Raw genomic sequence first — 23675 nt, 5'->3', positions numbered from 1 at the left:
GTAAATAGTAATTAGCATTTGCTATTCTTGGAATATCTATCTGGAATTTCGTGTACTTCCCAGTACTTATTAAAGAAATGGTATCTCCTTAGGTTATACCCTACCTAACCAAGCAATATCTTAAGTTGTGCTTTAAGTTGAAGGAATAAGGAAAAATAAACCTCAGGAAGATAAACTCGCGGAGGCCCTGTGATGCTTTTTACTTAATATGGTCACAATCCTTGCCTTTAGGCGGTATTTGGGCAGCTTGTAAAGAGGGTTCCAATCGTGTAAACCTCAATAGGTTTTCTGCCAGTTGGTCAACAGCCTTACAATCACAGCCATGTGTTTTTATAAAGTTTTTCATTTCAGTTCTTACTGTAGAACCAAATGAATCGGCGTATGTACTATAGTAACTCTGAAATTTCTGTGAAAATCGTTTGTCGATATGGAGGGTACCCATATCCGTAGTATTTGAAGAAACTTCCTGACCTGAAAGTGTGGAGGTCTTGAAAGTGGAGCTCAACTGTAAAATATCATAGTCCAAACCTAAAGTCTCCTGGCACTCTGCGGTATAGTTTATGGCAAAAGAAGAATAAAGTTCTATAAAACGTTTAATGGAACTGCCTTCAAAGAAAAGTTCCGCTAAATTCTTACTTCTGTCCTTTTCCTGTAATGCCTCCCATACTGCGTTGAAATCTCCGTGAAAAATTTCCATGTACATGGTTCTTTCCGTCTCATCTACCCCGTCTCGGTATACACCTATCTTCGAAAAGTATGGTTTGGGAAAGTACACAAATCCTTTTTTTCTCAAGGTTGCTATCCGTAATCTTTCCGCCTCTGCCTCTTTTCTGATTCTTTCTTCCTCCCTAACCTTATCAAGGGCAATTTGCGCTTTATAGCCAATATCTTCTGTTAGTTCCCTGCCTGCGGCCAACACCTCGTTTATGGTCGTGCCTTGATAGTCAGAAATTCTTACAAGGGGTTTTAAGCGCCAAGCAAACTCACCTGCGCTTTCACTGTATTTTTTTTCCAACCCTGTCAGTAACATTGGCTTTTGCCTTTTCTCCAATTCACCTGTCATGATATTGTTTTTAAAGAATATACCTCGTGGATAATGATAAATGTTGAGATGGTTGGGAGAATCTTTCACATAGTCGGCAAAAAGAGGATGTTCAACAATCTTCAACTGTATTTTTTCCACTTGGTCCGGGTGCACAAAGTTTACGTATGTATCCGGATGCGCATAGTTTTTCTTCGCGTATTCGTTCCATTCTTTGTTTTCTACAAACAAGAAAAGGGGATCGTTATAATCCTCAAGAGAGTGGAGTGCCAATACAGCTGGTTTTTTATCCTTACTGAACCAAAATTGAAAATAGCTTACATCGTTTTCCGTAAACAGTAATGTATAATCATCGACTCCCAGCTGCTCGAGGTTTTGTTTATCGGAAATGCTGCTGTTTTGGGATAGGATAGCCCATGGAATAAAGAAAAGAATACAGAGCTTTTTCATAAATATGTTGGTTATGGTGGTATTCAACATGGTCTTGTTAAACCCATGTAAGATACAATATTATGACTTTCATACAGCTAACGAACGAAGCAATATCATATGAAATAAAACCTATTGGGTTCAGGACTTGATTGTATAAAAGAAACGGAGTTGTATCTAAAAAAATTACCATTCCATTACTGTACGATATTGAGTTCTCTCTAGGGGAATGAACGGATTTATCTCTGCGCCGTGGTTGCACAGCAATTATATAGTTTTACGCTCTAAGGTTAATTCAGTGTTTTTCGAATTGGTTCTACTGTTTAAAAAATGAATGAAAGCGTAGTACGGACTGTTCTTGACATTGAGAAATCAATCGTTTTGTTTTTGCCCAACAAACTATCGTATTTTCAAATTTGAAAAACAATTTCAGCACATTAATTTAAAATTATATGTTGTGATTTATGCAAACAAGCATGGCATGAATTTGGCCATACCCTTAATCGGAAATTGCTAACTCCATAGAATTCATTAATTGAGAAAGATTTAATTTATAGCGCCAATCGCATGAACAGTTCATGAGTGTTGTTGTCAATACCATCAATTGCTTTCTGAGTAGAGGTTTCATAGGCGTAGCCCAAGTTAAAACCGCTGCTGATGTTGAACAGTACCAGCCCACTTATACTTTCATTATAACGGTATCCGGCTCCAAACTCAAAACGTTCCCCAAAGTCCAGTACACCAGTAAATTCCACTGAAACCGGGGAAGCATCCACATATCGGAGCATTCCCGTGGTCTTGAGGTCCAGGGTCCTCCCCAATAAAAAAGTATAGCCGCCACTTAGATAGGCATGTATACGATCTTCTCCCAAGTAGACCTGACCATTATTTTCTTTTAGGCGTTCGGGAGTCAATAATCTGGGAGCGGAAAGGGATACAAAGTATCTATCGTGTTTCAAATAGGCACCTGCTCCCACATTTGGGGTAAAACGACTTTCATAGTTGTCCAATGTAGCATCTTGTCCAACACCGTAGGTAATCAGTCCTTCAGTATTGGCATCGTAGGAATTTGCACTACCCTTGATACCAAAATATAATTGAACTTCTTGATTTAACCGGATGGAGTAAGATATGTCTATGGCCATCCAAGTCTGTTGCTCAATAAAGGTCTTGTCATTAAGGATAGAGGCTCCAATACCAATATTATTTCCCAAGGGCATTCCAAAAATAGCACTTTGGCTTTCAGGTGCACCTTCCACACCTGCCCATTGACTCCTTATTCCCAAGGAGAACTCTGTAGCCTCAGAACTTCCTGCATAGGCCGGGTTATAAATGTTCATGTTATAACGAAAAAAAGTATAGTTGGGATCCTGCTGGGCATTGCTCAATAAGGAACAGCCAATAACGGCCACTATGATCTGTATTTTATGAATTAAGTTCATGTCTTTATCTAGTGTTTTTTGTGTTTTGGTTGGTTAATAGTTGATGAATATCCAGCCTTGTAACGGTGGCTGTCCATTGCCCAGGTTGATCACGTATAGGTAAGAGCCCGCGGGCAACAGTTCCCTGTTATTCTTGTAGAATCCTCCCCAGTCGTTGCGGTAGGATTGGGCGGCAAATACTTCATGCCCCCATCGGTTGTAAACACGAACCACATTGTTGGGGTAATTGTCTATCCCGGGGACTATCCAGGTGTCGTTGTTGCCATCACCGTTAGGGGTAAAAGCTTGAGCAGGGACCAATGCTGGCTTAGCCATTGTATCATCCTCCCTGTCATCATCAATGTCATCTACATCCTCTGGAATACTGGTATTATCCTTGGGATCAGTCCCTTGGTTTTCTTCCTCTTCATCCGTGTAACCATCACCATCATCATCATTATCGGCATTGTCACCGGTTCCATCACCATCCGTATCGGTATCCTCGGTCTCGTCCAATGGGAAGGCATCCTCAGAATCAGGTGTGCCGTCATTGTCGTCATCCTCATCGGCATTATCACCTGTTCCGTCTCCGTCCGAATCGGTATCTTCATCGGGGTTCAAAGGAAAATCATCTTCGGTATCAAGTGTACCGTCGTTGTCGTCATCGGTATCTGTACTATTTCCAATACCATCATTGTCTGTATCCAAATCATAATATGTACCGTTCACGAACCCCAAGGGTATGGTCTGATTTCCAGCTTCATCCCTGGCAATGCCATAAAGATCATTAAAGAAGACGATTTCACCTGGCACCAATGGAGTGACCTGAATGTCATAGGCCAATCCTGCGGTCACCTCTTGAAGTGAACCCAAGGTCGCCATTTGTTCCCCGCCTGGCCCTGGTGCAATCAACACTGGATTGGGGGCTAGGTCAAAAACAGGTTCTGAAAACTGTAATCGAATTGTGAAAGGTCCAAAGTATATGGATTCAGCAATCACCAAAGTAGGTACTGGCTCCACAACATCCTTTGTTTTGTTGTCAGTGGCTGGAATCCCTTCGTTGTCATTAGTATCGGTAAGCGTTACAGACAGTGTGATATTTCCATCACCAAGACCACTAAGGTCAATACCTGTTATTTGATCGGTTGCGGTAGCAATGGTTCCCGAACCAGTAACATTTGTCCCGCCACCGTTGCTACTGAAGGTATAGTCGTAATCCGCACCAACTTCTGCACCGACAATAGTAAAACTGACGGAAGTATGATTAGAACTAACTATGGGGTCTTGATCAATGGTTACCGTGTAGCCTACGGGTGCAACATCATCGGTGACGTCAACGGTAAATTCCTTGGCAAAATCATCCGTACCATCACTGGTATTGATTCTAACACTGTAACTACCCTCCACTAATGAGCTATTGGTTCTTAATGTGTTTCCACTGATAGTAAAACTACCGTTATCTGTATCACCAGTTCCCGATACCAACGTGTAGGTATGCGAATCTCCAGCATCAGCATCGATGGTGGACAATGCACCTACCGTGGCGGATACACCTGTAGCACTCTGCCCGATACTGTTATTATCTATCGTAATATCGGTTGGAGCAGTATTAATCGCTTGAACCGTGATTTGGAAATTATAAGGCACATTATCTATACCGTCGCTAAGTGTAAGTGCAACGTTGTGGATACCTGCATCAGCATTGGTTGGCGTACCGGTTAATTCAGCCTTGGTTGCTACCCGTGCAATAAGTGTGGTCGTCAATAAGTACAGCTCACCTGCATCGGATATTACTAAATCGTCTGCAAAACCACCGGAAGAAACTGTAAAAAATGTATCAATATCACCGTTGGTACCAATTTTTCGTATCCGTTTGCTCAACCGCTCGGAAATAAAAATTTCATCGTGCTGGTTAATGACCAATCCAGATGGGTCGGCAAAAGTCGCATTGACTGCGGGTCCACCATCACCAGCTTCCGTTCCTGCCCCTTGCGTACCTGCTATGGTTTCAATGGTGTCTGTCGCTAAATCAACCCGCCTGATGATGTCGTTGAATCGGTCGGTAAACACCAAACGCCCTGCACTGTCAAACGCCATACCATGCGGTTGAGAAACTTGTGAGGTTGATGCGTTACCTGTATCACTATACCCCATGGTTCCTGTGCCGACGACACGCGTCCAGTTCGTATTGGGGTCATTGTTGGTAAGGTCAATTTCATAAATACCTCCTCGCGCAGACACATACAGTTTAGATCCGCTTGCATTGACCAGCAGCCTTAACATAAACGCTTCTGGCAAATTGGACAACAGTGTTCGAGTACCTGTATTATCAATTTTCAAGATGTCCGTCTTGGCATAATCTCCTACATACACGGCATCATTGACCACATCATAGGCAATACCGACGGGATTTAGATTCGTGTAAGTTCCATCCCCTTGATACCAGGTTTGCACATTTCCGCTCTCATCAACATAGCGAATCCCATACTCTTCGGTATCGGTGAAAAACAATTTATTGTCACCATGGGCGGCAGTGCCTGTTCGAATGACTGTACTGGAAGCACTGGTCCCATCCGGAGACTGATTCACCCCATCCCCTGTATTGGCGGGCATGGCACCAGTACCTACAAAACTGGTCTGCAGTGTGCCACTGGTAAAGGTCAACCAAGTAGGGACGGTGTTTGCCGTCCAAGTGATCACATCGTTATCGGCATCTGATGCTTTAATATCATAGTAATACAGTGATTGCGCAGTTGCTGATGTTATAGACGTGGATGTAACGGTCGGGGAATTATTGGGCGTGGAAGCAATCGGTCCATCCAAAGCACTTTCTTCGGGACCGCCCGAATCCGAACCATCACTGGGTGTCACTTGAAAACTGATGTATTTGGCCAAATCATCATTTACCAATACATATGTGTCATTGACAGCTCCGGAAATGGCCGCCTTGTTGGCACCTGCTCCGTCATCGGAGCGATACCATTGATAGGTGGTTCCGCTTTCGGCGTCGCCCTCTTGGTCGTCATAAATATAGCTCCCTGTTAGGGTCTGGCCTACTGTCAAGTTTCCCGAAAAACTTACCGAGGAAACTGTAGGTGCATCATTAATTGCTGCTATCGTAAAACTGAAGGTTTGATTATCTACTGAACCTCCTTGACCATCACTGACATCGAATTGAAAACTATCTGAAGTAGTATTACCTCCATTATGTACATAGTCAATCCTGTTGTTATTTAAATCGTCTTGAGTAAAAGTACCTCCAGCTAATAATGGTGTGGTGTTATTTCTAAGTATACCATTAGAAGGTGTACTATCGAGTGTATATGTAATATCGGTATCTGCTTCTTCCGCATCATCAAATTCTAGTTCGGTACTGGAAATAATATCTGTACCACCCTCACTAAGTGCAGAACCTGTATTTGCGTTTTGAGTTGGGGCGGAGTTTGCCGTTGTATCGTTTGCATCTAACCCTGTGGTTTCATAGGTTTCCGTGCCTGAGCAATCGTTGTAAGAATATATTCTAAAGAAATACGTTGTGCTTCCTTCTAAGCCTGAAACCGTAATGTTTGGTGAAGCTGATGTACCAAAATAAACAGGTTGTTGTCCTGCACCATTCCAAGTGACATCTGCTATCGGTTGATCACCATCGCTTGGGGCCGTAAAACTATTAGTGCTATTCAAATAAACAGCATAGCCATCCGCACCACCAGCCGGTGCCGTAAAACTTGACAATGTCAGGCTAGACTCTGTTTCTGTTCCAAATACTGCTAATGTGGGTGCTGCTATGGGTGCTGAGCAGCTAACAGCTTCTCCTACTAGGATATTATTTAATCCGATGTAAGAATTGTTAGTTCCTGACTGTTGACTTATTCTTACCCTGTCTACATCTTGAAAAGAAATACCTAATTCATCGCCCTGATTTACAGTGACAAAAACACTAGTCGTATTTCCTGAAAATGTACCTGTTCCTACAGAACTACCATCTTTAAACCCTTCCACTTCATAGGTAGCCCCATCGTAATTTCCCCAATCATGGAAATCAAATTGTAAAAGAGAAAATTCACTTCCATCCGAGGATTGAATAATCATGCCATCAACGGGAGAACTAACACCGTCCTCATAGGTTAGTTGTCTTAATGTATTATACACTAAAACCTGTAAACCTCCAGTTAGTTTTGTATCCGAAGCATTAACAGCAAAGGTTTGTAAATCAAAAGAATTGATTGAAACAGAACCTAATTCACCATCTGTTGCCAAGTCATTGGAAGCTACATTTCCATCCACAGAGTAGGTAATTGTAGGATTAGTACTTAAATTAACTCCAGCTACACCGGATACATCACTAACATTTAACCCTGTATTCTCATAGGTTTCCGTACCTGAACAATCGTTGTATGCATAAATCTGAAAATAATAGGTCGTATTAGGGTTTAAACCGGATACCGTAATATTTGGCGAAGTTGATGTCCCAAAATAAATGGGTTGTTGCCCTGAGTCATTCCAAGTGACATCTGCTATAGGTTGATCGCCATCGCTTGGGGCCGTAAAACTATTAGTGCTATTCACATAAACAGTATAGCCATCTGCACCACCAGCCGGTGCCGCAAAACTTGATAATGTCAGGCTAGACTCTGTTTCAGTTCCAAATACTGCACTTGTGGCTGCAGCTGTTGGAGCGGAACAGCTAGCTCCAATTGTTGTTATATCAAAAACCAAAGTACCCATTTGACCTAAGGCAAACCCTTGGGCAAAATTTTTATTCTGTAAACCGGATAGTGTAACGCTTGAACCTGTAAAGGATGCAGAAACACCAGAAGTATTAGTTCCAGTAGAAGCTCCGGAATTGAATGAAGCACCGGTAATACTTCCAAAGGCCCCTCCAGAAAAATTAAATGTTATATCATCAACAGTTAGAATAGAACTATTTCTAGCTCCAAATACAATTTTATTACCGTCTACATCTACATACATATTAGAACTACTACCTATTTCAAATTCTACGTTATAGCCAGGCGTGCTGGAGTAGCATCAAGTTCATCATCAGAATTATTTACACTTGTTGATGAAGAAAGTTCTACAAATTCAACATTAGAGCCTGACAAACCTTGAGAAAAGGAGGTCTGATGGAAAAGAAAACAATTAAGTGCAAGTAAGAATATAATTTTTTTCATGAGGCTAGTTTTTTGATTTTAATATCTTTAATGTGTGAGCAACATATGGATACTTTTGCCATGTAGATTCTTAATTTATGTTTTGATAGAAATGTTATTTTTTTCCAACTTCCCTACGAGTTTTGGTCTTTATTCGAGAAAAATAATTCTTGGAAAATATATTGGTAATTAATTAGGGGAATAGTCAATCTGAGGAAAAATCAAAAGTGGGGTCGTTTTTTTCGTTTGCATGCTGTTTATCAGTTGAATATTGTTCAAACATAGATACATGCGTGAGGTATTTTCCTACTTTTGTTGTCTATTAAGTAAAACTTGTTGTAAAACTTTTCTATCCTGATATTACAATTCAAGTCTATGAAGACCATTTGCTATTTTTTTACGCGAGAAATATAAATTTCAAAGAGTCTTCACTCATATGGATATGAATTATCACAATTCATCACAACGCATCCTCCAAGGGACACCGAGGTAAACCTAAAGACATGCAATTGGAGGATTTAACTCTTGTGTTACTAGATGCGAGTGATAAGAATTGGTTTCAGAAGTGTTACATCCAAGCAAAATTAGCATCTTCCCCTTTACACCGAAATGTTTAGAAGCCGTTTTAAGACCAAATCTTTAAAAAATCAAAAACACTATATTCAATAGTTTTCAATTTTAACTTCATTTGACATCAAATAAAATCAAGCATTTATTTGTAAAAAAATAGGCCTCAGAAAGATAAGCTCTCTGAGGCCCTTTGATTAACGGTGATCGCGGAAGGATTCGAACTCCAATCTCTACCCCTTGTTTTTATTAGCTTTTACCTTGCTTATGTTTTGTAACTAACCGAAATACAGACCAATAGTGGTTTTCTGCCTTCGTAGATTCTAAAATTAACTAAAAAATATTAAACTGATACATATATGAATGGTAAGTAATCAAATAGAAAATTAGTCCTTAGAATAACGTGTTAAATTTTTGAAGTTTGTATTATGAATAGTGCCGGCAAGAATCGAACTTCTCTCTCGGTGCCCCAGTTTTACGGAGGTTCAGCTTTTTGGCTTCAAAATGTTGACGATTTGTGAACTTTTGTGACCTATTTGACTTTCGTCACATTAAACATATACATACTGCAACAGATTATTTCCATTGATTTGCATATTTCTAGCAAACAAAGTTTTATAAATAGCAAAATCCTCAATTGGATATAGAATCAATAATGCTTCCACAGGTTAGCATAGCCTCTCCATAATAGGGGTTTCTGATTTCCTTTTCGGCACTTATCCAATTGGCTCCCTTGTTATTGTCCGCCATGGGGCAATGCTGTACATACAGTTTTTGGTCCAACCCCTTCAATTGGTTTCCAATTAGAATCATGTTCTCCGACAACAGTACAAAATCTTTTCGTTGGGACTCAATGGAGCTTCTTTCAGAGATATTGGAAAGGTATTCTTCAATTTTTTCCACATGAGTCATGCCCATTTTATCCATCTCCATTGATTTTAGGTTTTGCACTTTTTGTAATGCCTTACTGGCCCATTTTTTTGCTCCATCCATATCCGAATCTACCAATGCATCCTTCAGCTTTAAATAAGAGCCCATCACCTCATTGAATCCAGTTTCAAAGGCATTGGAAAAATCCATTTTCATTCCATGGCCCTCGTGACCTGTCATGGTTGCACCACCACTTTTGTTCATCATGGATTTTTTGCCTTGTAATTGAGCGGCGGCATCCACGGTAAAGGTGCCCTTTGCCACAACTTCTTCTCCAGCTTCAATACCTGAAACCACTGGGTAGCTTCCATTACTCAAATTTCCCAAGGCTACTTCCCGCATTTCAAAAACGGATTCCCCGGGGTTTGGTTGCACATAAACCACCGAACGTTCCCCAGTCCATAACACGGCACTTTCAGGAACAGTGACCACATCCATTGTCATAGTTTCTGCTGCTTTTATTTCACCAACAACAAACATTCCCGGTTTCAACAGGCCTTTTTTGTTATCCAATTCTGCCCGGACTTCCAAGGTTCGGCTAGAATTGTTGAGCAAAGGATCTATAAAGGAAATGGTCGCCTGAAATATTTCATTGGGATATGACTTGGTAGATACTTCCAGGGTTTGCCCTTTTTTAAACAGCGCCAACTGATTTTCATAAGCATCAAAAATGGCCCAAACTGAATTCAAATTGGCCACTTTCACCAAAGGTGAACCGGTTTTTACATAATCGCCTTCCTCCACCATGATGGAAGAGACCACCCCGGAAACATTGGCATACACCGGAAAATTTTCAACCACCTTCCCTGAGGTCTCAATTTGATTGATTTGGCTCTCTGACAACTTCCATAATTTCAATTTGTTTCGAACAGCATTGTACAACTGAGGTTGGGATTCTTTTAATTTACCTGCGGTCAACAATTCTTGTTGGGCCGATACCAATTCAGGGGAATAAATAGTGGCCAATTGTTGTCCTCTTTTAACCTCTTCACCCTCATAATTGATGTTCAAACGTTCTATTCTACCATTAAAATATGCAGATTGTACGGCATCAGATTCTTGGTTGACCGCTACTTTCCCAGAAAGTTTTACGTGACCACTACTGACTCCTCCTTTACCAACTGTCACTGTCTCCACACCCGCCAAGGTCATGGCATTTGTCGTCATGCTAATTTGCGAATGCGACAGTCCTTCGCCTGCTGCATCAGCTGGAATTAAATCCATACCGCAGATTGGGCAAGACCCAGGTTCTAGCTGCATAATCTGTGGGTGCATGGAACAGGTCCACATTTGGCCCGATGCTGCTTCGGTGCCATGGTCATGTTCATCCGTTATGGTGGTTTCGGAATTGCCACCAAATATAAAGTACCCTATTAACAATCCAATTGCTACAGCAACCCCAATGTATATGATGTTTTTCTTTTTCATGACACTATTTTTTTTCGTTCTGCAATCGTTCAATCATTTTTTCCATTTCAGTAATTTCCCTTCGCTGAGCCTCAATGATTTCCTCTGCCAGTTTCTTTACCTCTGGATCTTTGATGTCTGCACGTTCACTTGTCAATATGGCAATGGAATGGTGAGGTATCATCGCCTTCATCCATAGCACATCGCCTACCGTAGATTTTTGGTCGCGCACAAGAAATAGGGAGCCAAGAAACAAGACCAAACTACCTAGCAATATGGCCATATTCTTTTTCTTGTCGGTGTACATTTTGCGCATAAAGAACCACATTATGACTGCCATTGCTGCTATTCCCAAACAGACCATATAGAATCGCGTTAAACTGAACCATACATGGTCAAACTCATAGGTGTTGAGATACATTGTGATGTACATTGCCACGAAAGAGCAAGCCAGCATAATAAAAAGGGTTTTGTAATTTCCCTTGTTTGAGCGTTTTGATTTTTCCATGGTATTAAAATTTTAGTGCTTATTGTTTCCCTTTTTTACTTTTCGAACTGTAGGCGAGCTGATAAACCATAGCAGGAACCCGCTCAAAACGGTTATCAACCCCATCAGGGAGAAGGCTCGAAGGACGGTGGTATTGAAATTATCCCTACTTTCATAATCCATCGTATGGGTCATCCACAAAAAATCGAACCAGCGCCAGTTCCTGTGCCGAACGGCCTGAAAAGAACCATCCTCCACAGAGACATAAGCCTTAATTTCCTCTGGGGAATCATACGAAATCACATAAGCGGGCAATTTCCGTTCCCGATACTCGTGGTGCTTGTCCGTTTCTTGAATCACCTCAACATTCTTCACTTTTAACTCAGGTGACATTTGTTTCTGGGCAACTGCCAGTGCTTCCTGTTCCGAAATACCTTTTTTCAGACTTCCGTCCCTAGCATCGACCAAATATGCATTATTGATCCAATAATATGGTTTTCCTCCTATGTCCTTTAGGCGCAACGAACTTATTTTAGCGGGTAGATTGATTTGCGAAAGTCCAATGAGACCATCAAAAGCTGCAGGCTCATAATCCATATTTCTGAAATGATCTCCATGAATTTCATCAATATCAGTCCAACTGAAATAAAGACCACTGGCCGTCCACATGATGAATTGAATCCCTAAAAAGAGCCCCAAATATCGGTGGGCCTTTCTAATCTTAACCGCTGTTGTTCGTTTTACCATTTTAGTTTTAGTCGATTGATTTAGTTCGTAGTCGTAATGCATTGGCAATCACCGATACGGAGCTAAAGCTCATGGCCAAGGCAGCAATCATAGGTGAAAGCAAAATCCCAAAGAAGGGATAGAGCACCCCTGCCGCAACCGGCACACCGATGGTGTTATAGATCAATGCAAAAAATAGGTTTTGTTTAATGTTTTTCATGACGGCCTTACTAAGGTTCCGTGCTTTTACAATGCCATGCAGGTCGCCTTTTACCAAAGTGATCATGGCACTTTCTATAGCCACATCCGTTCCAGTACCCATGGCAATGCCCAAATCACTTTTTGCCAATGCTGGGGCATCATTTATACCATCACCGGCCATAGCAACCACCTTTCCTTCGTTTTGCAAGCGCTCCACTTCTTTCATTTTATCCTCGGGCAAGGTTTCGGCCTTAAAATCATTTAAATGCAATTCGCTAGCCACCGCTTTGGCCGTGTTGGCATTATCTCCGGTGAGCATGATCACAGAAATACCCTTATCCTTGATATTCTTAATAGCTTTAGCACTGGTTTCCTTTATTTTGTCGCCAATGGCCACATAGCCATGACACTTTCCATCTATGGCCAAATAAGAAACGGTTTTCCCTTTTTCTTGTGCTTTTTTGACCTTTTTCTTCATGTCTTCGGAAATTTCCACCTCAGCTTTCTCCATCAACTTGAGGTTTCCCAAATGGATTTTAGCGTCTTTGATCTTCCCTTCAACCCCCATTCCTGTGACGGCATTGAAGGACTCCGTTTTTATAATCTTGACATCTTTTTCCTTACCATAATTTACCGTAGCCTGTGCCAAAGGGTGTTCGCTATTGGCATTTACGGAGACAACGTATTGCAACAAATCTCTATCTGAATAGTCATCAGAAAAGGCCTCCAAATGGTCAAATGTTGGTTTACCTTCGGTAATGGTTCCCGTTTTGTCGATAATCAAAGTATCCACATCAGCCATTTTTTCCAAGGCTTCCGCATTTTTAATGAGCACACCATTTTGGGCACCTTTACCCACCCCGACCATCACCGACATCGGCGTCGCGAGCCCCAATGCACAGGGACACGCAATAATTAAAACTGCAATGGCATTGATCAAAGCGTAAACATAGGCAGGCTGCGGCCCCCAAATGGCCCAAACCGCAAATGTGATTATGGAGATAATGACCACCGCGGGCACAAAATAGGCGGATACCTTATCTGCCAAATTCTGAATGGGTGCCCGGCTTCGACTGGCTTGGTTCACCATATCGATGATTTGTGACAAAAGGGTATCGCTACCCACTTTTTCAGCTTTCATCAAAAAAGATTGATTCCCGTTGATGGTACCACTGCTGACCTTGTCATCCACTCCTTTTTCTACCGGAATGGGTTCCCCGGTGATCATGGATTCATCTACAGAAGTTTCCCCTTCAGTGATGATGCCATCCACAGGAATTTTTTCTCCCGGTTTTACCCGGAGGATGTCCCCTTTTTCAATATCGTCAATACTGACCTCAACTTCTTCCCCATCCACAACTTTGATGGCTTTGTTGGGAGCCAATTTCAACAATTCCTTTACAGCATTATTGGTTTTGCTGTGCGCTCTGGCTTCCAATAGTTGTCCTAAAAGCACCAGCGTAAGGATAACAGTTGCTGCTTCAAAATATACATGAACCGCCCCAGATTCGGTCTTGAATTGGTCTGGGAAAAACCCGGGAAACAACAGTCCAAGTATACTGAACACAAATGCCACTCCGGCACCGATTCCAATTAAGGTGAACATGTTCAGGCTCCATGTCTTGATACTTCGATAGGCTCTATCAAAAAACATCCATGTAGCGTAAAAAACTACAGGAATTGATAACCCAAACTGTACCCAATTCCAATATCTCGGCGCCATTAGTTTGTACAATGGATTGTTGGGCAGCATCTCACTCATAGCAATCAGGAAAATAGGGAGGGTAAATCCCACCGCTATCCAAAACTTCTTAAGTAATTTTTTATAGGTTTTCTCCTCTGCACTTGCTTCGCGCTTCATCGGAACCAAGTCCATTCCGCAAATGGGGCAAGAACCGGGACCATCCTCCACCACTTCGGGGTGCATGGGGCAAGTCCATTGTTGTTTGGAACTTGTAGCCGTGTTCTGTTCCTCTACCAAATCCATACCACATACCGGGCAATCTCCTGGTTCGTCATAGGTTTTGTCCCCTTCGCATCGCATGGGGCAATAAAAGGTGCCATTCCCGTTTGAAACAGTTTTTTTCTCTTTTTTTTGGGGTGGGTGATGGTGGTGACCGTGCAAATGAATGGTATATCCGCCTCCATCATTCTTTAGTGCTTCCGTGAAGGTTTCAATAGGAATATGTTCCCTCATCTCTATTAAGGCCTCAGCCTTCTCCAAACTGACTTCAACCCCGGTAACCCCATCAACTTTTGATAGGGTTTCTTGTACATGGTTTCTACAACCATTACAGCTCATTCCATGTATGTGATAGGTATGTTTCATCTTTTTTGATTTTTATTCAAAACTAGCTGAATACCAGTCGGAAGCTTTTTACAATTCTGGGTTTCTTTTATACAATTTGGTCCAACGGCCTCCTGTTCCACTCCTGCACCCTTTTATATTCACTCATCGACATCCCAGTTACTGATTTAAACTGTTTGGCCAAGTGGCTACTGCTCTTGTAGTTTAAATCGTAGGCTATTTCTGAGAATGTTTTGGTTCCCATTTGAACCTCTTCTTTTACCTTCTCCATTTTGAGCAGGATAAAATACTTTTCAATGGTCAATCCTTCTTTGGCACTGAACATTTTACTGAGTGCCGAATAGTCTCTGTTCAGTTTTTGGGCCAAGTATTCCGAGAGATTTTGTTCGGAACGGTTCTCCAATGCATTGATCAAGTATTTTTTGATGTCCACGATGTATGTCTGATTCACATCCTCAATCAATTCAAAACCATTCTTGGTCAAAACCTCCCGAATACGCTCTATTTGGCCAATAGCCGAATCTTTAAATTCAACTTCGCCCAAGTCAATTTGCACCACTTCAATGCCCATATCCCGAAATTCGTTTTTCAGAACACCTTTGCATCTTTCGCAAACCATATTTTTGACTTTAATACGCATCTTCGGCACAAATAAATTTTTAATTAGTGTTGGTCGTGACCTTCTTCCATTTCAAAATCCTCGTTCAGTACGTAGGTCATGCCACAAACTGGACATTTCCCTTCTTCTTCGCTACCACTACCTTCGCAGTGCATTGGGCAAACATATTTAGAGGTGTACTCCTTGCCTTGTTTATCTGCGGTTTCCATGTTATCCATGTCATGACCCTCGTGGTCCATTTTATCCATATCATGACCTTCATGTTCCATGGTCGCTTCTGTGGATATCTCCTTGGCTTCCTCCATTTTTCCTTTGCAGGATACCGTAAGTACCAAGGCTGATGCAAATGCAATTCCGATAATTGTTCTAATGTTTGCTCTCATTTTTGATAAAATTAAATTTACTTGTTAATTAAATAATTGATGATGGCAGATTGTAAATAATACAGCTGCACTGATTGTATTTGATTCGTTTGAAACTTTAATTGTAATTCTTGAATATCCAACACATCGTTGAAGTCGATGGTTCCAGTCTCATAGTTCTTAATCAGAATTTCTTCAGCATCCTTTGCCTGATTTAGGTTCTTTGCTTGAGTTTGATGGGCAATACGTGCTTGATTCCGTTGCGAAATGGCATTGGCATAAGCATTCTCCAAAACATTCAATCGCTCTTGTTTTTGAAATTCAATCTCTTTTTGACGAAGCTCGTTCTGCTTGGTGACTGATTTAAACCTGTTGTTGAAAACGGGAATGGCAAACGTGACCATGGGCATTACAATATCCTTTCCATTATCGCTCATCATCATATCGGTGCGTTCCGAAACCGGAATATAGTCCAGCCCAATCCCAAAGCTTGGCGCGTTCTCTTTTTGGTTGAGCAGTTCGGATTGTGTAACCGATTCGTACAACTGGTCGTATTTGAGCAATTCCGGATTTAAACTTAAATTGTATTTATTAAGCATAGGGTCATCCTCTGGAATGTCCATTTCCTCCACAACCTCCACAGCGATACTTTCATCTCGATTCAACAAATTGTTGAAAACAGCCTGCTCTGCGATATAGGATTGTTCTAATACCTTCTTCTGCTGTTGCAATTCATTTTGGCGAATTTGAAGTTTCAAAATATCCACCGCCGAAGCTCTTCCCACCTCAACCGAAGTTAATGCCAAGGTTTCATAGGTTTTGAGCAGTTCAATAGTTTCCTGAAGTACTTTTTGTTTCGCCTGAATCCCGTATAAATTGTAGTAGGATTGTGCCAATGACAATGCCAATTTTCGTTTGGCAATGACAATTTCGGTATACTCCGTCTCCGCCATGGAACTGGCATAGTTTTCCCGGGCCGTGATAGTGCCAAACCATGGCAACATCTGCGAAACCGAAAATCTTGCGCGTTGCGCTCCCGTTCTGGTCTCTGGTTCACTCACAAAATATCCCAAAGCAACCGTTGTGTTTGGCAAGGTGTTCATTTCCCTCACCTTTTCTTTCGCAATATTGTACCGCAGCTCCAAAGCCTGAATCATGGGACTGTTTTGCTCAGCTTCTTGTAAATAAAACTCCAACGATTGGGCTTTTACTCCAAAAGATGTGAGTGCAAAAACTATATATAAAAGACTCTTTTTCATCGGTTTTTCAGTTTAAGTTGTAACTCACTTTTCCAACTGTACAAGACGGGCACTACAAAAAGCGTGATCAAAGCGATGAGCATGCCTCCAAAACTTGGAATGGCCATCGGAATCATAATGTCGCTCCCCCTTCCGGTACTGGTAAGCACGGGCAATAGCGCCAAAATGGTGGTCGCCGTTGTCATTAAACAGGGACGGATTCGTTTTTCACCTGCTTCCAACACAGAAGCACGGATTTGTTTCAAGTTGTCCGGTTTGTTCTTGTCAAAAGTTTGGGTGAGATAGGTAGCCATCACCACCCCATCATCCGTGGCAATTCCGAATAGGGCAATAAACCCAACCCACACCGCCACACTTAAGTTAATGGTGTGCATTTGGAAAAGGTCGCGGAGGTTTTCTCCCATAAAACTATAGTTGAGAAACCAATCCTGACCATAGAACCAAATCATTAAAAAGCCTCCCGCAAAAGCCACCAAAATACCAGAAAATACCATCAAGGATGTGGCCACTGACCTAAACTGAAAATACAGAATCAAGAAGATGATCAAAAGCGCCAGTGGAACCACAACGGATAAGGTTTTCTTGGCCCGCAACTGGTTCTCATACGTACCTGTAAATCGGTAGCTGATACCTTCGGGCACCACCAATTCCCCACTGTCTATTTTTTCCTGAATCTTGGCTTGGGCATTTTCCACCACATCCACTTCCGCATAGCCATCAAGCTTATCAAAAAGTACATAGCCCACCAAAAAAGTATCTTCGCTTTTAATGGCCTGCGGACCTTGTTCATAGCGAATAGTCACCAACTCGCTCAACGGAATAGGGTTTCCTTTTTGTACAGGAACATAAATGTTTTCCAAATCGGATGGGTTTTCCCGAAGCTCTCTTGGATAGCGCACTCGGATTCCATAACGTTCCCTGCCCTCCACGGTTTGGCTCAGCGACATACCTCCAATCGTTACTTCCAATACTTGCTGTACATCTTCAATGACCAATCCGTAACGGACCAATTTTTCACGGTCTATATCGATTAGGAGATAGGGTTTGCCCACTATTCGGTCTGCAAAAACCGCTTCATCCTTGACCCCAGCTGCTTCTTTTAAAATAGGTTCCAATTGTAGGCCAAAGTTTTCGATTTCCTTTAAATCCTGACCTTTCACCTTAATTCCCATCGGTGCTCGCATCCCTGTTTGAAGCATTACCAGTCGGGTTTCTATAGGCTGCAGTTTAGGTGCTGAAGTGACTCCGGGCAGTTTGGTGACCTTCACGATTTCGTTCCAGATGTCATCTGGACTTTCGATTTCGGGACGCCAGTTTCGGAAATACTCCCCATCACCATCCGGAATCAAAAGATTTCTATCGATGCGCAAAGGTTCGCTTACATGGCTGTCCTTATAATTTTGTTCATTGGTTACTTCCAAATTTGGATTGGCCAGCACTTTTCCATTGCTCAACTCAAAATAACCATCATCATTCACCTTGAATCGCTGTGGACTCCCTGCTTCATTTTTTTGATATTCTGAACGGTATTGAATGATATTCTCGTACATGGAGAGTGGCGCTGGGTCCAAAGCGGATTCCGTTCTTCCAGCCTTACCCACTACAGTTTGAATTTCAGGGATGGTGGCCACGGCCATATCCAATTGTTGCACCACCCTTTTGTTCTCCTCCACTCCAGCATGCGGCAAGGAAGTCGGCATCAGCAGAAATGAACCTTCATTGAGCGATGGCATAAATTCCTGCCCTGTGTTCCGCATGATCATGAATCCGAAGACTACAATTATGGTAGGAATGGAAAGAAACATCAATTTATGTTCCAACGCCCAGGTTAAAATGCGGCTATAGTATTGTCTGAACAGATAAAACCCTCCCAATAAAAAACCACAAATCAATCCTACAAAAATTAGGTTGATGGCAATGCTACGGTCAAAACCAAGCGGCCTCCAATAGGTAGCCAATAGAAAGGCAATGGTGCCCACGCAGATACCCACATTGAGCATACTGACTTGTTTTCCGTCTAGCGTTTGGCGTACTTTTAAGATTTCGGAAACGCCAAAAGCAATCAAGCCCAAGCCCAACCAATGGCCAAAACCAACGGCCACCAATCCTAGGGCAATCAAAATACCATTCCAAACATAGGCGAAAATGGGCGTTCTATTTTTCTTTTTAAATATGATGGCCGCAAATGGTGGAATGAGGAACAGTGCCACAATAATGGATGCCGTCAATGCCATGGTTTTTGTAAAAGCAAGTGGTCGGAACAATTTTCCTTCAGCGCCTACCATCGTGAACACAGGTATAAAACTAATGATGGTGGTCAACACTGCAGTTAAAATTGCGCCCGAAACCTCAGCGGTGGCATTATACACTACCTCATTAATGGACAAATTTTGGTCATTTTCATCCATGTGTCGGATGATGTTCTCGGAGAGGATTACCCCGACATCGACCATGGTTCCAATGGCAATGGCGATACCTGAAAGTGCCACGATGTTGGCATCCACACCAAATAGTTTCATGGAGATGAACACCATGAGTACGGCAACTGGCAACAGCCCCGAAATAAGAATAGAGGCTCTAAGATTGAACACCATGACCACAATCACCAAAATGGTGATGAGAATTTCCAGGGTCAACGCCTCATTTAAGGTTCCTAAAGTTTCTTGGATGAGTTCCGTTCTATCATAAAAGGGAACGATGGTCAATTGCGAAGTGGTTCCATCTTTTAATTGTTTGGATGGAAGCCCAGCACTCAACTCCTTTATTTTTTCCTTTACATTATTGATGACTTCCAACGGATTGGCACCATATCTCGCCACAACCACTCCACCGACCACTTCGGCTCCTTCCTTGTCCAAAATTCCACGACGGACAGCCGGACCCAAAGACACATGGGCCACGTCTTTTATTCTGATGGAGGTGTAATCGGTTGATGCAACTACAGCATTTTTGATATCGTCCAAAGATTTGATGTATCCTAAACCACGCACCAAATACTCAGCTTTGTTGATTTCAAGGGTTTGTGCCCCAATATCCCGATTGCTCTGCTTTACCGCTTTTACCACTTGGTCCAATCCCACGCTGTACTGCTTCATGAGTTCAGGATCCACATCTACTTGGTATTCCTGCACAAATCCACCTATGGAGGCCACTTCAGATACGCCTGATGCCGAGGATAGGGCATATTTTACATAGTAATCCTGTACACTACGCAACTCCTGCAAATCCCATCCACCAGTCACATTTCCGTCTTTATCCCGACCTTCCAACGTATACCAGAAAATCTGTCCCAAAGCAGTTGCATCCGGTCCCAAGGCAGGATTTACACCATCTGGTAATAGGTTGTTGGGTAAGGAATTGAGTTTTTCCAAGATTCGACTTCGACTCCAGTAGAATTCCACATCCTCTTCGAAAATGATATAAATACTGGAAAACCCGAACATGGAAGAACTTCTGATGGTCCTAACCCCCGGAATGCCCAGCAAAGAAGTGGTTAATGGATAGGTAATCTGATCTTCAATATCCTGTGGGGAACGTCCGGGCCATTTGGTAAAAACAATCTGTTGATTTTCTCCAATATCAGGAATGGCATCCACACCTACTGGATTACTTGGCAAAATACCACCCGTATCCCAATTAAAAGGCGTGCTTACAATGCCCCATACCATAAAAAATAGCAGGAACAGCATGGCTACCAACTTGTTATCTATTAAAAATTTGATGCTTTTGTTCAGCATAAGGGTTTGATTTAAACATTAGATTGACAAAAAACATGTGTAAACGCGCTAGCCCAACCAGTTAGGTCGGGTACATTCAATCCATCTTAAATCAAATACGGAAAGTCTGGTCAAGAACCTGCACATCCCGTATCAATGGGGGCGGGTTGTACTCATTGAAAGCATGAGGTTCTTCAGAATCAGTTTTAAAAAGTTGAAAATACGTTTGAACAAAGCTTACTAAGAAGACTTGCTGGTCCAAATCAAATTTCTCAAAAGAGATTTTTAAATCGTCCTGACCTTGAACGGTGAAAGATTCATCATCACAACAGGATTTTTCCATATCCATGTCCATACCACAATCGTCGGCATGTGCGAAAAAGGAAATATCCATTACCCGGCCCATGCAAATATGCTTGTCCACGGTCCATGAAACCGTTGAGGCCAAGACCAAAAGAGCCATAAATGAGGATACTATTTGATGAAAAAACTGTTTCATTCGACTACAAAACTACAAAATATTAGCATTTATTGTTTTATTTAATCACGTTTATGGACTTCAAGTAAGGGCAAACGAAGCATGGCGGAGTGCTGCAAGCGTCCCAAACCTTACCCTTAACTAATACTACTGAGCGAGGCATCTTTTTCTATTGATTGCCACTTACTTCATATCAATAAAGGGAATCCAAAGGTCTATTGGCTTCAAGTTTATATCGTTCCAACCTTCCTTCCGTGATTTCAAGCTTCAGATAACTCTTCCCAAAACTGCCCTTGACCACTTTTACCTTTCCAAGGATATCCTTTAGATCTGTTTGAAGTGAGGCAGCTTTTTCCTCTAAATGCTCATATTTGATCCTAGGGACCATTACCTCACCTTCAAACTTTGGATATGGCTTTGGAGGATTCTTCTCAATCATGTCCTCAAGGAAGTCATCCCCTTCCTCTTCATTGTCCAATTCCTGATTGAACAAGGCCTGCATCATTCCAATGGTAGGTAGGGTTTGGTTCTTTTCAATGTCCCTGATTATGGCAATGACCGCATCGGTCCGTTTCCTATTTTTAATGATCTCTTGACCAATGCTCTTTTCAAACCTTTCAGACGGCAAAAACCCATGCCACTCGAAAAAGTCCATGACCATATCCAAGGTATGGGAATAGCTTTTGCCAACTTTTTTAGAAAAACTCTTAAATCTGGAAAGCGTTCTTTTCTTTATCCTTACCGCTTTAAAATCATCCATATTAACTTGTTTTAAGTGTGCAATTGTTACAATGCTGTACAATGTTTACAGGAAATCCCAGCATTTTTGCAACAATTATCACTATAGTTCCTATAATCAATACTTTCCAAAATCCCTTTAAACAGGGCTTTTCCGAAGGAAAATGAATAAATAGTGCCGCTTTAGCGCGCTATCCTCTTGCTTTTCCATTTAGTGTCGCCAAGGCAACGCTATGAAGAAAACTTTTACCAAAGCACATTGTAGGTTGCACCCTATCCGGTTTTTGCTTTACGCTTCTCTTCCCGAACACTTCAAAAACCCGATAGGAACCAAGTGCAAAAGTTGGAGGTAAGATTGGGACAAAAAATCTTATATAACTTTGGATAGTTAATTAACCGACCAATCACAACAACTTAAGAGTCAGAATTCCTCAACTTCTCGCCTTCGGGACTTGACTCAGAAAACTTAGTTTCTAAAATTGATTCCAAGCCACTCATATCTTCACTGATTTTTTTATCCAACACACGAGCATAAACTTGGGTTGTGGCCAATTTTGTATGACCTAAAATTTTGGAAACAGTTTCTATTGGAACCCCATTACTTAGAGTAATAGTTGTGGCGAAAGTATGTCTGGCAACATGGAAGGTTACATTTTTTGTAATGTCACATGCATCAGCAATTTCCTTTAAATAACTGTTTAATTTTTGATTGGATATTCTGGGGAACAGTTTTTCAGAATCCCGTTTAGGATGATATTGATATCGTTTAATAATGGACAATGCCGGACCTACCAATGGAAGCTTAAAGCTATTTTTGGTCTTCATCCTTTTTGTACTTATCCAATACTTTTTATCTATCCCCAATACTAGGTTATCTTCGGACAAGTCCATGATATCGCAATAAGAAATGCCCGTATAGCAACTAAAAACAAATAAGTCTTTCACAATTCGTAACCGTTCAATCCCTGTAAAATAATCTTGAATTTTTTCAAGCTCCGATAAAGTCAAAAACTCTCTTTCCTTTCTTTCCATCCTGACCTTGAACTTTTGAAATGGATCTTTATCTATCCATTCATTATCAACGGCTATCCTAATCATTTTACGTAGGCGTTGAATATGCTTCATAGCGCCATTGTTTGAAAGGTTTGCATGATGGTTAATGGGATGCAGTTTTCGTAAATATGTTTCAAACCCAACAATAAATTGATGATTGAGTTGTGATAATCTGTAATCATCACATGTGTATTGCTTTTTGATATACCTTAATAAGTACTTTTGACAGGTCTTGTAATGACTAAGAGTAGCCCTGCAAAGAATATGTGCATTGTGCGTATTGTGATAGTCGAACAAATTCTTTAAAGTAAATTCACTCACATCTTCTCCAAAATAGTGAGCCTTGACCATCTGTGGAGTTATATGGGGCGTTCTAGATCGAATTTCACGATAGCATTGGAATAGTTCTGTTTCAACTTCCATCAGATAAGTATTGATTTCTTGAGCTTCTTTTGTTCGCCCCAGAACCTTCGACCCCTTACTGTCCCATATCTCTTTTGGGATAGTATACTTTAAACTCATGTTTGCCCTTTGCGAATCAACGGTTATACGGGCATAAATCTTAGCGGTGTTGTCACTCCTCCGGGAAGTGCTTATCCAGAAACTGATTGAAAATGTAGACCGGGTTCTCATAGGTTTTGTTTTAAATTGAACGAAAATCACCTACGAAAGTCAAATACTAAGTGGTTGTAATATAGTTAATTACATTCTTATTCGGTTAACACTTTAAAGAAAATATTTTACTAACCGAATTACAAACCAAAACATACCATTTCAAACCA

Annotated in this window: 15 protein-coding genes; all 15 read right to left on the bottom strand. The window is 41.5% G+C overall.

Annotation, left to right across the window (positions count from 1 at the left end; translation table 11 throughout):
• Positions 1 to 199: 199 nt before the first annotated feature.
• The 15 genes from AB9K32_RS03620 to AB9K32_RS03550 all read right to left on the bottom strand — a co-directional run bounded on the left by AB9K32_RS03620 (position 200) and on the right by AB9K32_RS03550 (position 23526).
• On the bottom strand, positions 200 to 1492 hold the full coding sequence (locus AB9K32_RS03620; RefSeq protein WP_369884382.1) for a hypothetical protein: 1293 nt from the start codon (positions 1490 to 1492) through the stop codon (positions 200 to 202).
• A gap of 530 nt (positions 1493 to 2022) precedes the next feature.
• Positions 2023 to 2913, bottom strand: a complete 891-nt coding sequence (locus tag AB9K32_RS03615) for a type IX secretion system membrane protein PorP/SprF (RefSeq protein ID WP_369884381.1) — start codon at positions 2911 to 2913, stop codon at positions 2023 to 2025.
• A gap of 33 nt (positions 2914 to 2946) precedes the next feature.
• On the bottom strand, positions 2947 to 7863 hold the full coding sequence (locus AB9K32_RS03610) for a gliding motility-associated C-terminal domain-containing protein (protein ID WP_369884380.1): 4917 nt from the start codon (positions 7861 to 7863) through the stop codon (positions 2947 to 2949).
• A gap of 26 nt (positions 7864 to 7889) precedes the next feature.
• On the bottom strand, positions 7890 to 8063 hold the full coding sequence (locus tag AB9K32_RS03605; RefSeq protein ID WP_369884379.1) for a hypothetical protein: 174 nt from the start codon (positions 8061 to 8063) through the stop codon (positions 7890 to 7892).
• 1179 nt (positions 8064 to 9242) lie between these two features.
• Positions 9243 to 10967 (bottom strand): efflux RND transporter periplasmic adaptor subunit, encoded by a 1725-nt coding sequence (locus AB9K32_RS03600; protein WP_369884378.1) that lies wholly within the window; start codon positions 10965 to 10967, stop codon positions 9243 to 9245.
• A gap of 4 nt (positions 10968 to 10971) precedes the next feature.
• A complete protein-coding gene (locus tag AB9K32_RS03595; protein WP_369884377.1) occupies positions 10972 to 11454 on the bottom strand; it encodes a DUF305 domain-containing protein in 483 nt (160 codons plus the stop codon).
• Between the two features lie 12 nt (positions 11455 to 11466).
• Positions 11467 to 12180 (bottom strand): hypothetical protein, encoded by a 714-nt coding sequence (locus AB9K32_RS03590; RefSeq protein ID WP_369884376.1) that lies wholly within the window; start codon positions 12178 to 12180, stop codon positions 11467 to 11469.
• A 7-nt stretch (positions 12181 to 12187) separates the two neighbouring features.
• Positions 12188 to 14689: a heavy metal translocating P-type ATPase gene (locus tag AB9K32_RS03585; protein ID WP_369884375.1), complete on the bottom strand. Its 2502-nt coding sequence runs from the start codon at positions 14687 to 14689 to the stop codon at positions 12188 to 12190.
• 67 nt (positions 14690 to 14756) lie between these two features.
• Positions 14757 to 15287 (bottom strand): helix-turn-helix domain-containing protein, encoded by a 531-nt coding sequence (locus AB9K32_RS03580; protein ID WP_369884374.1) that lies wholly within the window; start codon positions 15285 to 15287, stop codon positions 14757 to 14759.
• Positions 15288 to 15331: 44 nt separating this feature from the next.
• Complete coding sequence (locus tag AB9K32_RS03575; protein WP_369884373.1) at positions 15332 to 15670, bottom strand: heavy metal-binding domain-containing protein; 339 nt, start codon at positions 15668 to 15670, stop codon at positions 15332 to 15334.
• 17 nt (positions 15671 to 15687) lie between these two features.
• Positions 15688 to 16908: a TolC family protein gene (locus tag AB9K32_RS03570; RefSeq protein WP_369884372.1), complete on the bottom strand. Its 1221-nt coding sequence runs from the start codon at positions 16906 to 16908 to the stop codon at positions 15688 to 15690.
• Positions 16905 to 20645, bottom strand: a complete 3741-nt coding sequence (locus AB9K32_RS03565) for an efflux RND transporter permease subunit (protein WP_369884371.1) — start codon at positions 20643 to 20645, stop codon at positions 16905 to 16907. The genes AB9K32_RS03570 and AB9K32_RS03565 overlap by 4 nt, the downstream gene beginning before the upstream one ends.
• 91 nt (positions 20646 to 20736) lie before the next feature.
• Positions 20737 to 21123: a hypothetical protein gene (locus AB9K32_RS03560; RefSeq protein ID WP_369884370.1), complete on the bottom strand. Its 387-nt coding sequence runs from the start codon at positions 21121 to 21123 to the stop codon at positions 20737 to 20739.
• Between the two features lie 172 nt (positions 21124 to 21295).
• A complete protein-coding gene (locus AB9K32_RS03555) occupies positions 21296 to 21862 on the bottom strand; it encodes a BfmA/BtgA family mobilization protein (RefSeq protein ID WP_369884369.1) in 567 nt (188 codons plus the stop codon).
• 392 nt (positions 21863 to 22254) lie between these two features.
• Positions 22255 to 23526, bottom strand: coding sequence for a site-specific integrase (locus AB9K32_RS03550; RefSeq protein ID WP_369884368.1), 1272 nt, complete (start codon positions 23524 to 23526; stop codon positions 22255 to 22257).
• Between the last annotated feature and the right edge of the window lie 149 nt (positions 23527 to 23675).

This window comes from Allomuricauda sp. XS_ASV26 (assembly GCF_041224615.1).
In the GTDB taxonomy this organism is placed as follows: Bacteria; Bacteroidota; Bacteroidia; order Flavobacteriales; family Flavobacteriaceae; genus Flagellimonas; species Flagellimonas alginolytica.
The sequence above is the reverse complement of the archived record's forward strand: the minus strand, read 5'-3'. Positions and strand labels throughout refer to the sequence as shown.

Bases quoted from the DNA above. Each gene is read 5' to 3' on its own strand.
- AB9K32_RS03620 (WP_369884382.1), bottom strand. From the start codon at position 1,492: ATGAAAAAGCTCTGTATTCTTTTCTTTATTCCATGGGCTATCCTATCC.
- AB9K32_RS03590 (WP_369884376.1), bottom strand. From the start codon at position 12,180: ATGGTAAAACGAACAACAGCGGTTAAGATTAGAAAGGCCCACCGATAT.
- AB9K32_RS03605 (WP_369884379.1), bottom strand. From the start codon at position 8,063: ATGAAAAAAATTATATTCTTACTTGCACTTAATTGTTTTCTTTTCCAT.
- AB9K32_RS03580 (WP_369884374.1), bottom strand. From the start codon at position 15,287: ATGGTTTGCGAAAGATGCAAAGGTGTTCTGAAAAACGAATTTCGGGAT.
- AB9K32_RS03555 (WP_369884369.1), bottom strand. From the start codon at position 21,862: ATGGATGATTTTAAAGCGGTAAGGATAAAGAAAAGAACGCTTTCCAGA.
- AB9K32_RS03570 (WP_369884372.1), bottom strand. From the start codon at position 16,908: ATGAAAAAGAGTCTTTTATATATAGTTTTTGCACTCACATCTTTTGGA.
- AB9K32_RS03610 (WP_369884380.1), bottom strand. From the start codon at position 7,863: ATGTATGTAGATGTAGACGGTAATAAAATTGTATTTGGAGCTAGAAAT.
- AB9K32_RS03575 (WP_369884373.1), bottom strand. From the start codon at position 15,670: ATGAGAGCAAACATTAGAACAATTATCGGAATTGCATTTGCATCAGCC.
- AB9K32_RS03565 (WP_369884371.1), bottom strand. From the start codon at position 20,645: ATGCTGAACAAAAGCATCAAATTTTTAATAGATAACAAGTTGGTAGCC.
- AB9K32_RS03550 (WP_369884368.1), bottom strand. From the start codon at position 23,526: ATGAGAACCCGGTCTACATTTTCAATCAGTTTCTGGATAAGCACTTCC.
- AB9K32_RS03600 (WP_369884378.1), bottom strand. From the start codon at position 10,967: ATGAAAAAGAAAAACATCATATACATTGGGGTTGCTGTAGCAATTGGA.
- AB9K32_RS03595 (WP_369884377.1), bottom strand. From the start codon at position 11,454: ATGGAAAAATCAAAACGCTCAAACAAGGGAAATTACAAAACCCTTTTT.
- AB9K32_RS03615 (WP_369884381.1), bottom strand. From the start codon at position 2,913: ATGAACTTAATTCATAAAATACAGATCATAGTGGCCGTTATTGGCTGT.
- AB9K32_RS03585 (WP_369884375.1), bottom strand. From the start codon at position 14,689: ATGAAACATACCTATCACATACATGGAATGAGCTGTAATGGTTGTAGA.
- AB9K32_RS03560 (WP_369884370.1), bottom strand. From the start codon at position 21,123: ATGAAACAGTTTTTTCATCAAATAGTATCCTCATTTATGGCTCTTTTG.